This is a genomic window from Sphingomonas sp. PL-96 (assembly GCF_020707215.1).
Classification (GTDB): domain Bacteria; phylum Pseudomonadota; class Alphaproteobacteria; order Sphingomonadales; family Sphingomonadaceae; genus Sphingomonas.
This window is the reverse complement of record NZ_JAJFET010000003.1, coordinates 234,666-248,293: the sequence shown is the minus strand read 5'-3', so window position 1 is coordinate 248,293 and position 13,628 is coordinate 234,666. Positions and strand designations below refer to the sequence as shown.

Here is a 13,628-nt window from a genome sequence, read left to right as displayed (position 1 = left end):
ACCGCTGCGGCTTGACCTGCGAGGCCGAGTGGCACCTCAGGTCCCCGACGCAATTCATGGCAGCATCCCGAACCTCCAGGTGGCGGTCTTGCCTGGGCCGATCCGGAGGATCGAATGACCGATGCGCTCCTGCTCCACGCCTGAGACGGGTCGAGACAGGGCAAAGTCGATGCGCAGTAGCCTGGTCATGCCTGGGGCGACAAACCGGATCGCAACCTCGGCCTCTCCCCCTTTGGCGCTAGCAACGGTCGACGTTTCTTTGAGGCAGAATCCCGCCGCCCTAAGCAGCGGTCTTACGTTCCGGTGGTAGGCCTGTTCCGGAACAGCAATTTCGACCCGCCGAATGTCTGCGATGGGTGTGTCCTTGTACAGGTTGGCCAGATAGCGCCGGCGGGACACGGCGTCACGCGGACCCTGACTGGGTGGCCGCTGCGCCTCGGCAGCGGCGAAGAACTCCGGCTGGAACTCCATAGTCCAGGCTTCGATCGTGGGGCCGTGCGCTGGCGTCAGCGGGTGCGCGATGCCGACGCCCGAAAACCAGGGAACGTCGCGACCGGCAAAGGTTCGATGCATAGTGCGCGTTTCGCCCTGCACACCCGCGCGGCGCAGGCGAGCGTTGATCTTCGCCGTCACGCCGGGAACATCGCCGCCCAGCGCCACGCCGAGCGACCCCACCGGACTTTCGTCGCCGCTATCGCCTGGGCCGAACAGTTCCAGGTAATTACGAGGGCCATTCACATAGCGGCCCGTCCAGGCACCATTGCCGTAACTTCGGGTCGTCCGGATCTCCAGGCTGGCATATCTCCGAAGCAGGATGGAGCCGGGCACAGCATCGGCGGTCCGGCGATCCACCACCGCCATGATGTGGTTCAGAAACGCGATCTGGCCCGCACAGGGCGCCGCCGCGGCCGCGCAAGGCGACGAGGCCAAAATGGTCGCGGCAAGAGCTGCCGGGTACCTCACTGACCAGGCTTGCCCCATCGAGGCGCATTTCTACCTGGCGTTAGCGCATTGGCGGCAATGAAGTCGGCAACCGCTTCGCCGCTCGGGGTGCCAGGCGTGACGATGTCGAAGTGATTGGCGGCCGGGGGCGCGAGGACATCCACCGTGTCGCCGCTGCTCCGGGCTGCGGCGACATACGGGCGTAACAGGTCAGCGAAGACGCCCTCGATGACAAGCTGATGCACGCCGAGCGGCAGGTGATCCGCGGGCGAGGCAAGCCGGTATTCAACGGGCTTCTGTGCCGGTGTGCCACCGATCAGGGGCACCACGACGGACTGTCCCCGACATGCTTGCGCATCGACTCCGATAAACGGCGCCAGCGCTGCGGGCCCGTCTATTGCCACCACACTTTGCGGGCGCAGGCTCGTCTGTGACCAGGGTGATGGCAGCCTCGGCCGCGATGCGACCCAGAGAGCAAGATGCGCTCCCGCTGAATGGCCCACGACCGTCACGCGCTTCAGATCGAGATTGTACCGGGGAGCCACCTCAACGAGCTTGTCAGTAGCGGCAGCCACGTCCGTGAAGGTGCCTGGCCAGCCCCCGCCGGTATTGCCCAGACGCCGGTATTCGATGTTCCAGGTTGCGAACCCGCGCCTGCCCAGTGCCTCGGCGAAACCGGCCGTGCCGCGGCGATCATCGATGCTCGCCAGCCAACAACCACCGTGGATAACGATTGCGACCGGATGCGGCCCTCGCCCTTGAGGAAGCCGGAGGTCGGCGACCTGCAGCGGATCGGGCCCGTAGGCGATCGTTGCGACTGGCTTCATCGCTCGCGCGCCAGCGGCCTTGTACAGGTCCAGCGCGGACTGAGCGAGAGCGGTGGCCGGCATCGTAAACGCCGTGGCCATAACGATGAGCACCGACCAAGAGCGCGCCATCAAGACTCTCCTGCAGCGTCTGACTGCCGGGCTGCCCGGCTGCCGCGAAGTACGCAAGCTATGCGACGGCGCTGCTCGGCGGCAATGGCTGAGATCGGCTAATATGGGTGACGACGCAAGAACCGCGAGGGGGCAGCACGCGACCCATTTCCGGCCGTTCGGTAGATCGGCCGGGCATAGCAAGACCGGCCGTTTTCACCGATTCGCAGCAGTCCCGTTTCTCCGTGTCCGACGGGGCTTCTCGGGAAAACGCAATTGGGAACAGGTTTCGGGAAAACGGCTCAACCCGAATGCGTCGAAAGACCGAGACTGCCTTGGCTGTCCCGCTGCACCTTCCCGATCGGACAAGGCGCTTACGCTACTGTTTGCCGCTTCATGGACCACGCGAAGGGGCTGGTCGCCAGTACAAAGACCATGAAGGCGATCTGCTCGGTCACCTGAGGTGAGGCACCCAGAGCTTGCAGGAGCGGTGGAAAGTATCGCGCCTGAATCCATACATTGTGGATTACATCGGTCACGATGATCCCAATCGTCAGCACAACGCCGGCGTTTGGACGTACGAGCAGCAAAATGACAGCCGCAGGATCGATGAAGGCCAGGGCCGTCCAGAACGTGGTGCTTGCCCTGGGGAACCCTCCATAATCCCAAGCCAGGCCGTGCTGGTATATGGCGGACCAATGGTTGTAGGTCGCGGCCAGCAGGCAAAGCGCGTAGATGGCTCGCAGGATCGCGCTACGACGCGGTGGTTTAGCGTCATGGTCCCTCTGCATTGCGGCACCCTCTTTCGCAGGGCTGCGATCGTCAATGCTGGCTTGTCAGAGAAAAGCGGCTTTCCCGATCAGCCATCGTTTTTGGGAAAGGGGGCGCCACCCTCAACGCCAGTTATTAACGTCCGCCTGCCCGAAAACTACCGGTCCGCATTCCACCCACTTTCTGCCATTAGCGGCGGAGACACCCTCCGCCCTGCTCTCGCGCATATCGCAGAAAACCTAGTCTCTGGAGCCGCTATCGCCGAGCGATACCCTGGCGGCACTCCCAGGCGGAAGGGCAGTAAACGCGGGTTACCCCCGCGCTTGATCATCCGGTGCTTGCTCGCAAACAGCCGGTCGTTCAGCCTAGACGGCGACCAGTGCAAACTAGGGCTTTCGACTGGGTGGACGCTGAGCAGGAGGACGGGGATGATCTGGTTCGTAGTGGCTGCGGCGGCAGCTTCATGTCCATTCGCGTCCGAGCGCTGGGTACCCATTCCGACGAAGCGGGACCTACCGGCAGGAGTAACCGAGGTCACTGGGGACATGGCTGAAAAGGGGAAGCCGTTCCAAGCGTCGGATGCAATTGTACCAGGGGGGCTACCGTTATTGAGGTTCGTATCGGCGCGGGGCCGGGGTTGCGAGCTGGTGGTTCGCTACGAAAAGGGAGGAATCGGTCTTCGGCAGATAACCACGCGCCTGCGCTTCAAGGCCGGCCGATGGGCAAGGATTGATTAAGCACCCAAGGCGACCCATTCGCTTCTATTACGACCGGGGCCGTTGAAAAAAGCGGGTCGCCTGCCGGGTTGTCTGGCAAGGGATGGCGTTTCCGGAAACGTCGTGCGCGGCCTTCAGTTCAGTCGGTATTACCCTTCCGCGGCCAACGTCGACAGCCGTTCACGCAGCCAGCGTTGTGCCGCATGGTTTGTTGTCCGGTCGTGCCAGACACTCGCAATAGTAAAGCCAGGAATGGTAAGCGGCGGTTCCACCACCTGCACCTGATCCGACCAGCCATCAGCGATCCGCCGTGGGATCAAAGCGATCATGTCAGACCGCGACACGACCTCTGGCACGATCAGAAAGCCCGACGTGGACAGGACTACTGTGCGGCGGCGGCCGGCGGCCTCAAGTGCTGCATCGGCAGGCCCTGAGAACCCGCCGCCCTTGGGAGACACGACAACGTGCTCCAAAGCGCAGAACACATCTAGGCTAAGACGGCCTTGCACGGCCGGTGTCCCTGCCGGGCGATCACCACGTACTCCTCACGAAAGAGCTGGCACTGGCGCATGGCCGCAGGTGCATGGTCTGGAGAGGTCAACGCCAGGTCGATCTCGCCGCGCTCCAACTGCGTGGCGAGCGCCAGCACGTCCAAGGCACGCCAGGCGATGCGGACCTTGGGTGCCTCGGTCCTGAGCGCGACCGAGAAGCGGGTAAGCAGCGCATACTGCATATAGTCGGTCGCGGCGATCACCAGGGTGGCCTCCATGGTCGCCGGGTCGGACGGCAATCCATCTGCCACAACCCTGCGGAGACCCTCCAGCGCGTCATGCAAGGGTTGCCGAAGCCCGACTGCGCGCTGGGTCAGGACCATCCCACGCCGTGCGGGAATGAGGAGGGGATCGCCGAGTTCTTCACGAAGCCGCGCCAGTCGGGCCGACAAGGCGGGGTTGCCGGTGCGATCGAGCGGTCGGCGACGATCGAAGGCGATCCCCAGGGCGTGCAGGTCGTGTCGGCTGCCGTGGGTGGCCGGCTCGTCTCCCTCAACCGCAATGTCGGTCAGTCGGTCGGACGTGGCGATCCTTTCGCTATCATCGAGAGCCGGGAAGCAGCGTCGCTGAAGGCAGAAGTTGAGGCCGCCCGCTCCCGAGCCGCGCTGGCGCAGTCGAACCTCCGGCGCGAGCAGCGCCTGCTCGCCGAGCGTGTGTCCCCCCGGACAGGATCTTGTCGCGGCTCGAACCGCCGCTACCGAGGCCGGGATCGCCCTGCGCCTGGCGCAGCAGCAATTGTCGGCGACCGGCAGGGCGGCAATCGCCCCCGCCACTCTGAAGCATCCAAGCCAGTTCTCGTTTGTTCAGTGCCTGATCGTTCCTGATCCTGCCTTCGCTCGGTGGGCGATGGATCGGGATCCTGCGTCGTGATCCAGCCGCGGATGAAGAGGAGGTCGGTCGATGGCGAGCACCGCCAAAAAGGACGTCATCGCCATCGGCGGTTCCGCAGGAAGCAGCGCTGCGCTCAAGCAATTGCTGAGCGACTTGCCCCGGGATTTGCCCGCGAGCATCTTCGTGAGCACCCATATCCCGGCACATTCGCCCAGCATGCTGGCGGATGTCCTCGCGGGGTGCGCTACCTTACCGGTGACGCAGGCGATCGACGGGCAGCCGATCGAGCGGGGCCACGTCTATGTCGCAGCGCCTGACCGTCATCTCCTGCTTACCCATAGCGCGATCCGCTTGGGAGTCGGGCCGCGCGAGAATATGGTGCGTCCCTCCATCGACCCCCTCTTCCGGTCCGCGGCGCTCGCCTTCGGCTCGCGCGCAGTCGGCGTGGTGCTTAGCGGCATGCTGAACGACGGCGCCTCCGGCCTCCATGCCATCAAGTCTGTTGGCGGCACCGCAATCGTGCAGCACCCCCTTGATGCCGAAGCGGACCAGATGCCGCTTTCGGCGCTGGAAGCCGCGGAGGTCGATCACGTCGCCCCCGCCGATGGGCTGGGCGCTCTGCTCATGTCGATCGTCGGAGCCGATGCCGGTCCGATGTATCCGCCTTCCGAGGAACTCCGCCTGGAAGTGGAGATCGCGGCGGGCGAACGGCTGGGTAGCGACAGGCTGCTGAAGATCGCGAGGCCGAGTGCGCTTTCCTGCCCCGATTGCCATGGCGTACTTTCGGAGGTGAACGGCAGCCGTCCGCTGCGCTATCGCTGCCAGATCGGGCATGCCTACACCGCCGATAACCTCGCCGCGCATATCGACGAGGTAGACGAGGCGGTCCGGGTCGCGATGCGGGTGATGGAAGAGCGCGTGACGCTGGTGGAGCGCATGGCGAAAGACGCACGCCAGACCGGGCGCGCCGCAGTGGCCGAGCTTTACGAAGCGCGCGCCGAGGAGTATCGGCGCTACGCGACGACGCTCAGAGAGGCGGCAGTCACCTCGCTGCGTCTGGGGCGTGCGCCGCGCGAACAGGACATCTGAGTGAATCCGCTTCTTTAGCGCGTCCTATCCGCCTATCCTGAGGACGCAGACTCTGGATGGCGGCATGGCGAAATTGGAACAACAGGCAAGGGAATACCCCCCCTTAGCACATGAAGAGCTCCGGGAAGCGGTTCTGCCGCTGGTCGGGATCGGCGTGTGTGCCGCGTCGCTTCGGTCGCTCGAGACGCTGTTCGCGGGGATCGGGCCAACACTCGGCGCTGCCTACCTGATCGCCGTACGCCAGCAGGAGGGGCTCGACGTCGCCACCGTCCTGGACGTACTCGGCCGCCAGTCGCCGCTTCCGGTCAGCGTCGCCGCGGACGGCGAAAGGATCGAGCCCAATCACATCTATGTCGGCGGACCCGACGACATGATCGCGGTCGAGGACGGGCATGTCAGTGTTCGCCCGGCGGTCGAGCCGGTCGGGCATCGCGGGACGGTTGATACCCTGCTGATCTCGCTCGCCGAGCATGCCCATGATCGCGCCGTCGCCGTGTTGCTTGGAGGGCTGGGCAGTGACGGCACCGCCGGCATTACGGCCACCAAGAAATATGGTGGCCTGTCGATCGGCGAGGCAAACACACCGGACGACCACAATGGCGAGCAGGGCGCGGCCGGTCCCCACGGCGTGGTCGACATGCACGTTCCGATCGAGCAGGTCGCCACTCAGATCGCGCTGTACCTCAACAACGTCGCCACCACCGGCACGACACCCGAGCCCGAGGTGCTGCCCGAACAGGTCGAAGCGCAGGTCACGCAGATCACCACGATCCTGCGCAACGTCACCAGCCACGACTTCCACGGCTACAAGCGCGGCACGTTTCTGCGCCGGGTGCACCGGCGGCTGCAGGTGCTGCAGATCGACGGCATCGACTCCTATATCGCGCGGTTGCGCGAAGACCGGCAGGAGGTGCAGGATCTCTTCCAGGACCTGCTGATCGGCGTCACCCAATTCTTCCGCGACCCGCAGGAGTTCGAGGTGCTCGAGCGCGAGCTGCCGCGGCTCTTCGAAGGCAAGGGCGCCGACGAGCAGTTCCGCGTCTGGGTGCTCGGCTGCGCGACGGGCGAGGAAGCCTATTCGATCGCGATCCTGCTGCGCGAGCACCTCGCCACGCTCGATCACCCGCCGCAGGTGCAGATCTTCGCCACCGACCTCGACGCTCGCGCGCTCGGTTTGGCGCGGGCGGGCCGCTATGCGACCTCGATCGAAGACCATGTCCGGCCCGATCGGCTGGAGCGGTGGTTCGTTCGCGAGGGCGACACCTATTGCGTGTCGAAGGAACTGCGTGAGATGTGCATCTTCTCGCCGCACAACCTCATCAAGGATGCGCCCTTCTCGCGCATCGACATCCTCTCCTGCCGGAATCTGCTCATCTATCTGAGCACCGAGTTGCAGAACCGGGTGATCCCGATCTTCCACTTCTCGCTCCAGCCGGGCGGCGTGCTGTTCCTGGGCAATTCCGAGAACGTCACCCGCCACCAGAAGCTGTTCGCGCCGGTGGATCGCAAGAACCGCGTGTTCCGGCGGCTGGAAACGGCCACGCGGGTCGTTCCTGATTTCCCGCTAAGCGCGCGTGCGCGCGGTGCCGAACCGCTGCAATCGTCCTATCCAGCTGTAGCGGCGCCGGCACGGCTCTCCGGCGCGGTCAGCCGTCAGGCAGAGGCGATCGCTGAGCGCTACGCCCCCGCCTATGTCATCGTCGACGCTCAGGGCGACGTGCTCCATTTCTCCGGGCGTACCGGCCGCTTCCTTGAGCCGGTGGCAGGCATGGCCAGCCTCAACCTGATCAACCTGGTCCATCGCGATCTGCGCGTCGATCTGCGAAGCGCGATGCACCGCGCGATTTCGGAAGCGCGGCGAGTCGAGCTGCCGCGCCTGGTGTTGCGCCAAGACGACCGTTCCGTCGGCGTCAGTCTTGTTGTCGAGCCGGTCGGTACCGGAGACGTGACCTCGCTCGTCGTGTTGTTCCAGGATTTGGGACCCGTCCTTGATGGCGCAGGCGCCGGTGATCGCCTGGAGAATGGCGAACTCGTCGAGCGGCTCGAGGCCGAGCTGCGACTGACGCGGGATCGGCTTCAGGCGACGATCGAGGAGTTGGAGTCGACCAACGAGGAGCTGAAATCCTCCAACGAGGAGTATCAATCAATCAACGAGGAGCTCCAGTCCGCCAACGAGGAGATGGAGACGTCCAAGGAGGAGCTGCAATCGGTCAACGAGGAGCTCCAGACTGTCAATGGCGAGCTCGGCCACCGCGTCGCCGAGCTCGGACGCAGCAACTCCGACCTCAAGAACCTTCTCGAGGCGACGCAGATTGCCACCCTCTTCCTCGACAACGATCTGCGCGTCCGCAGCTTCACCCCCTTCGCCACCGAGATCTTCCATTTGCTCGAGACCGACGTTGGCAGACCGCTCGGCCATGTCGTGTCGCGCGTCGACTATCCGGAGCTTCAGGAGGATGTGCGTCGCGTCCTCAAAAAGCTCGTGCCGATCGAGCGCGCCGTCCTCGATCCGGAGACCAAGCGGCAGTTCGCGGCGAAGGTGCTGCCGTATCGCAGCGTCGACAATTACATAAGCGGCGCGGTCCTGACCTTCACCGACCTCACCGCGGTCCACCAGGCGGAAACCGCACTGCGGGCGAGCGAAGCACGGCTCCAGGCGCTGCTCTCGGCCAGTTCCCAGCTCATCTTCCGAATGAATGCCGACTGGTCCGAGATGATCGATATGGCCGGGAAAGGCTTCCTGGCCGACACGCATGAGAGCCAGGCTTGGATGGCCCAGCACATCCCCAAGGACGAGCGGCCGCGGTTCCAGGCCGCGATCGATCAAGCCATCGCCGCGCAGGACGTGTTCGAGCTCGAGCACCAGGTTTGCCGGGTCGACGGCACGATCGGATGGGCAATATCGCGTGCGGTCCCGATCACGGGCGCCGATGGCGAGATTCTCGAATGGTTCGGCGCCGCCAGCAACATCACGGGCCGTCGCGAAGCCGAGGAGGCGCTACGCGACAGCGAGCAACGGCTTCATTCGCTGGTAGAGGGGCTAACGCAGCTCGTCTGGAGGGCAGTCGATTCCGGGCACTGGACTTGGGCCAGCCGGCAATGGCGCGAATATACCGGGCAGAACGAGTCCCACAGCGAGGGTTGGGGCTGGTTGGAGCCTGTCCACCCCGACGATCGGCCGATCGCGCGTGAAGCTTGGAGCCGGGCGGCAGAGCAAGGCGGGTTCGAAGTCGAGTTCAGGATCCGTCGTTCGGGTGACGGTGCCTATCGATGGTTCCAGATGCGGGCGACGCCGTTGCGCGATGAACAGGGCGATATCGTCGAATGGATTGGAACATCGACCGACATCGATGATCTGCGCGAGCTTCAAGAACATCAAGGGGTGCTCGTCGCCGAGCTACAACACCGTACCCGCAACCTGATCGGGGTCGTCCGCCAGATGGCGCAGAAGACCGCGCGCGCCAGCGACACGATGGAGGATTTTCGGGAACGGTTTCGCGACCGGCTCGATGCGTTGGCGCGCGTCCAGGGGCTATTGTCGCGGCTCAACGACCATGACCGGGTCACCTTTGACGAGCTGATCCGCACCGAACTCGCTGCCCATGGCGCGGAGACGGAGGAGAGCCGCATCCTGATCGATGGGCCCGACGGGATCCGACTGCGATCCACCACGGTGCAAACGCTCGCAATGGCGCTGCATGAACTCGCAACCAATGCAGTGAAATATGGCGCGCTCGGTCAATCCGAGGCGCAGCTTGCCATCCGCTGGCGTATGTCTGGCGAGGAGGACGGTGCGCAGCCATGGCTTCACATCGACTGGCGCGAAACCGGAGTGGCAATGCCGCCACCTGACGCCGCTCCCCAGGGCAGCGGCCAGGGACGCGAACTCATTGAGCGGGCGCTGCCCTATCAATTTGCGGCCAGAACAACCTATGTGCTGGAAAAGGATGGGGTTCACTGCACAATCGCTATGCCCGTTTCGGCCAGCAATTTGTCTGATGAGAAGTTTGATGGCTGATTTCACTCTTCATCAGTGCCGTATTCTTGTCGTGGAAGACGAGTATCTCCTTGCGGACGAACTCGCGCTCGAACTGGCCGACGAAGGCGCCGTGGTTCTGGGCCCGGTCTCCAACATTAGCAGGGCGCTGGCGCTGCTTGACGAGGAAGCTCGGCCGGATGGCGCGATCCTCGATATCAACCTTGGCGGCGAGCCTGCCTTCCCGCTAGCCGACGCCTTGATCAATCGCGGCGTGCCGCTGGTCTTCACGACCGGGTATGACGCCCGCGCGATACCCGAACGGTTTGCGGGCATTCCCAGATGCGAAAAGCCGATCAGCATCGGGCGGATCACGGCGGCTCTCGGCAAGGCGATGCACAGCTGATGCGGCGGCGACCTGCATTGAACTCTAATCAGAGCGCTCCGCGCTTCTTTGACGCGGTCACACCTTTCGAGATTTTTGTGAGCCGTAAGGAATCCGCTGGCTCTCTGGGCGCTCCGCACCGGGAAAATGCTCGAGACGCGGGCCAATCTTGTAACCAGTGCGATGTGCAAGGTATTTCGCTAGATTGCAGCGCGCCGGCGAAAGCGAGAGCCGAACTTTTTCGCGTTTTCTCCGTAAGCTGCTTCCGCCTCTTAGCTGGATGAACGTCTACTTGCGTCGGATCGCCTCAGAGCTGCCCGGACGCTATCCTCACCCATCAAAGACATCCACGCGACCGATCTAGCCGATCGAAAGCCGCTGCGCGCCGACCTGAACGAATGGCCGGAGTTGGGGAGCGAAAAGGGCGGTCTGAGCGTCCGGTTCTGGGTCCTCGCGGCCGGAGTCTGCCGACCGGCTTCCGACCCAATCCCGGCCATCAAACGGCCGCCCCATCGTTCTCGTAAGCTGCGGTTCGCTCACGGAACGGCGGGCGAGCTGATTGTAACCACCAGGTCGAGCATGGACTGTGCCGCTGGCGTTAACGGGATAGCTGAACGCCGCATCACGCAAAGGTCGAGTGAGCCGAGCGTGTCCTGGACAGGGACCTGCTCGAACGCTCCTGCAGCGGGCTGAACGTCCGCCCAGCTACTCGGCACGAGTGCAACGGCATCGATCGACTGGAGGAGCAGTAATACCGTAAGCATCGACGTTGCACTATATATGGAGCCTGGAACCGGGAGACCGGTGGCCTGGTAGGCTTCGGATAACTCATCGGCCCGATCGTCTGACCGGATCCGGATCCAGGGTGCCTTTGCGAGATCTGCCAGTGACGATGCTGCCTGCCACTTGCTATTCGCCTTAGAGACTACAATACGCCCGATAGCGGTGAGATCGCTCTGTGCGATGGACCGATCCAGCGAGCGTAGCGGGCAGATTCCTACATAGAAGTCGACCGTGCCGTCCAACAGCGATGCCTCGAAGGCTTCCGCCAGTCCATCCAGGACGGTTACTTGAACGTGCGGCCAGTTCCTCCGGAACCGCCGCATCACCGCCGGCAGGATCAACATTTGCGCGGTCGGCGACATGGCGACCGTGACATGACCATCGTGTCCGCCGTCGTGCTGGCCCGCTTCCTCCCTGCTTCGACGCAGCTCCTCTTGAATCACCCGTGCACGAACCAGAAACCGCTCTCCAGCGGCAGTCAGCACGGTTCCACGGCGACCACGCTCCAGCAGCACGGTACCGAGCGACGCTTCGAGCTCGCTGAGGCTGCGGCTCAAGGCAGACTGGGCGATGCCGATCGAAGCAGAAGCGCGATGGAGGCTGCCGTGGGCGGCAACCGCGATAAAGTGCGAGAGATGGTGCAGCTTCAAGTGATCTCCCTTCGGCATCACTGGGATATTACTGTTCCCTTAGCAGCATTGCTCCGGCAGCCCACCTCTGGCTGTGACTAATCACAGGAGAAGATATGACTGCACCAGTCTCAGGATCCGTCGCCCTTGTCACTGGATCGGCGCGCGGCATTGGCAAGGCGATCGCGGCACGGCTCGGTCGGGACGGTCATCAGCTGGCGCTCAACGATGTCGAGGCGAACCGCGACCAACTGGAAGCGACCGCCGATGAACTCCGAGGTTCGGGAGCAACGGTGACCACCGCGGTCGCCGACGTATCCCAGCCCGAGCAGGTCAAGGCGATGGTCGACAAGGTTGCCGCTGATTTGGGGCAGCTCAACGTGATGGTGGCCAACGCGGGGATCGCGCGTGTCACCTCTTTGCTGGAGATGGATCCCGAGGAATGGGATCAGGTCATGAACGTGAACGTGCGCGGCACCTTCCTCTGCTACAAGGCCGCGGCAGAGCAGATGATCAAGCAGGGCAACGGCGGCAAGATCATCGGTGCCGCCTCGATCGTGGCGTTCCGCCCCTTTGCACTGCTGGCGCACTATTCGGCGTCCAAATGGGCGGTCCGCGGGCTGACCCAGGCTGCGGCAATGGAGTGGGCGAAACACGGCATCACCGTCAACGCATACGGACCGGGGATCGTGGGCACCGCGATGTGGGACCTGATCGATGAGAAGCTGTCCGCGGAGGAGGGCATTCCCCGCGGGGAGGCGCTCAAAAAGTACTCGGAGTCGATCCTCATGGGCCGGGTCTCCGAACCCGATGACGTCGCCAAACTCGTATCCTACCTAGCCTCGCCTGACAGCGACTATATGACGGGTCAGACTGTACTCATCGACGGCGGCATTCAGTTTTCCTGAGGTGCCTTTGCGGTCGCTCCGTGCTTGGTGTCGCTGAGCGACCGCGTTTCTCTAGAGCTAGCCTTGATCTGCTCACGACGGGGCGGTGCTGTGTTCGCGAACTATCCCGTTGACCTCGGCTCTCCCATTGAGCCGGCGAAGCAGGTTGACGACTAGCTCAGGGTGCAGCAGGTTTGACTACGTCATCGACAGGCGGAAACCGACCACTCGCGGCCACCCGCTGGGGCGCTGCGCTCCCCGGAAGCGGCCATCTGTTCATAAAACGTCGTTTGTTGAACGCCCGCTCGCGCTAAGCTCCTGCAAAAGCGTGCTTATAGAGGGCGTCCGTAAACGGCCGCCTCTGTCCAAAGAAATGACCGTTTGGTGAGCAGTAGCTCGCACCTACTCCCGTGTCCCGAAGATCGGCATGGCTTCTGACCGCCTACCCAGGCGGCGCGGACGACCCTGTCTTATGCTGCAATCGGCACCTCATGGGCCGCGTGGAGACACGCAGCCCATGCGTTGTCTCAGGCAGCCGCAGCTTCAATCGCGGGCTGAAGGGTTTCGATGAAGCCCTCCATGGTGGTCTCGCGCATATCGACGGCCTTGGCACCGCCGCCAGCCACCACGGTCACATCGGTGATGCCGATCACGCCCAGGACCATGCGCAGGTACTGCGTGGCGATGTCGCGGTCGCGGATCGGCGATCCTTCGGTGTAGACGCCCCCGCTCGCAATCAGCACCGTAGCGGTCTTGCCGGTGACCAGGCCCTTGCCGTCGAAGCCGAGCGTGAGTCCCTTACGCACGATGCTGTCGATCCAGGCTTTGAGCGCCGCTGGCACGTTGTAGTTGTAGACCGGCGTGGCGATCACGAGGTGGTCGCAGGCGAGCAGCTCGGCGACGAGTTCGTCTGACAGGCGCAGCTCCGCCTTCATCTCGGGCGAGTGCGCTTCCGGCGGCGTGAAATAGGCCTGGAGCCAGGGCGCGCCGATGAACTGAAGGTCGGTTTCCAGCAGGTCGCGCTCGATGATTTGGCCATCTGGATGGGCTGTCTGCCATTCGGCCACGAAGCGCCGCGTCATGTTGCGCGAAATCGAGTGTTCTCCGCGCGGGCTGGTTTCTACGACGAGTAGCTTGGTCATGGGTGTTGC

The 13,628-nt window shown here is 63.8% G+C and carries 11 protein-coding genes and 1 pseudogene; 5 read left to right on the top strand and 7 right to left on the bottom strand.

The genetic code is table 11. From position 1 onward, the window contains the following. Positions 1-54: 54 nt before the first annotated feature. The 5 genes from LK533_RS08635 to LK533_RS17815 all read right to left on the bottom strand — a co-directional run bounded on the left by LK533_RS08635 (position 55) and on the right by LK533_RS17815 (position 4,115). Positions 55-930, bottom strand: a complete 876-nt coding sequence (locus tag LK533_RS08635) for a DUF5829 family protein (protein WP_229362383.1) — start codon at positions 928-930, stop codon at positions 55-57. 29 nt (positions 931-959) lie between these two features. Then, positions 960-1,880 (bottom strand): alpha/beta hydrolase, encoded by a 921-nt coding sequence (locus tag LK533_RS08630; RefSeq protein ID WP_229362382.1) that lies wholly within the window; start codon positions 1,878-1,880, stop codon positions 960-962. Positions 1,881-2,233: 353 nt separating this feature from the next. Beyond that, on the bottom strand, positions 2,234-2,650 hold the full coding sequence (locus LK533_RS08625; RefSeq protein WP_229362381.1) for a hypothetical protein: 417 nt from the start codon (positions 2,648-2,650) through the stop codon (positions 2,234-2,236). Positions 2,651-3,495: 845 nt separating this feature from the next. Continuing rightward, positions 3,496-3,831: a LysR substrate-binding domain-containing protein gene (locus LK533_RS17820; RefSeq protein ID WP_420705837.1), complete on the bottom strand. Its 336-nt coding sequence runs from the start codon at positions 3,829-3,831 to the stop codon at positions 3,496-3,498. 2 nt (positions 3,832-3,833) lie between these two features. Next, positions 3,834-4,115 (bottom strand): LysR substrate-binding domain-containing protein, encoded by a 282-nt coding sequence (locus LK533_RS17815; RefSeq protein WP_267495276.1) that lies wholly within the window; start codon positions 4,113-4,115, stop codon positions 3,834-3,836. Between the two features lie 177 nt (positions 4,116-4,292). On the opposite strand from LK533_RS17815, the pseudogene LK533_RS08615 reads away from it, so the two are divergent. The 4 genes and pseudogenes from LK533_RS08615 to LK533_RS08600 form a co-directional block, all read left to right on the top strand. Next, positions 4,293-4,647, top strand: a pseudogene (locus LK533_RS08615) (efflux RND transporter periplasmic adaptor subunit); the annotation flags it as partial. Between the two features lie 150 nt (positions 4,648-4,797). Then, positions 4,798-5,817, top strand: a complete 1,020-nt coding sequence (locus tag LK533_RS08610) for a chemotaxis protein CheB (RefSeq protein WP_229362380.1) — start codon at positions 4,798-4,800, stop codon at positions 5,815-5,817. Positions 5,818-5,971: 154 nt separating this feature from the next. Next, on the top strand, positions 5,972-9,835 hold the full coding sequence (locus LK533_RS08605) for a CheR family methyltransferase (protein WP_229362379.1): 3,864 nt from the start codon (positions 5,972-5,974) through the stop codon (positions 9,833-9,835). After that, positions 9,828-10,199, top strand: coding sequence for a response regulator (locus tag LK533_RS08600; RefSeq protein ID WP_229362378.1), 372 nt, complete (start codon positions 9,828-9,830; stop codon positions 10,197-10,199). Before LK533_RS08605 ends, LK533_RS08600 begins: the two co-directional genes overlap by 8 nt. 515 nt (positions 10,200-10,714) lie before the next feature. Here LK533_RS08600 and LK533_RS08595 read toward each other — a convergent pair. Next, positions 10,715-11,611 carry a LysR family transcriptional regulator gene (locus LK533_RS08595; protein WP_229362377.1) on the bottom strand — a complete coding sequence of 299 codons (897 nt, stop codon included), beginning with the start codon at positions 11,609-11,611 and terminating at the stop codon, positions 10,715-10,717. Between the two features lie 95 nt (positions 11,612-11,706). Here LK533_RS08595 and LK533_RS08590 point away from each other — a divergent pair, with 95 nt between their 5' ends. Then, positions 11,707-12,498, top strand: coding sequence for an SDR family oxidoreductase (locus LK533_RS08590; RefSeq protein ID WP_229362376.1), 792 nt, complete (start codon positions 11,707-11,709; stop codon positions 12,496-12,498). A 506-nt stretch (positions 12,499-13,004) separates the two neighbouring features. On the opposite strand, the gene LK533_RS08585 is transcribed toward LK533_RS08590, so the two are convergent. Beyond that, positions 13,005-13,619 carry an FMN-dependent NADH-azoreductase gene (locus LK533_RS08585; RefSeq protein ID WP_229362375.1) on the bottom strand — a complete coding sequence of 205 codons (615 nt, stop codon included), beginning with the start codon at positions 13,617-13,619 and terminating at the stop codon, positions 13,005-13,007. Between the last annotated feature and the right edge of the window lie 9 nt (positions 13,620-13,628).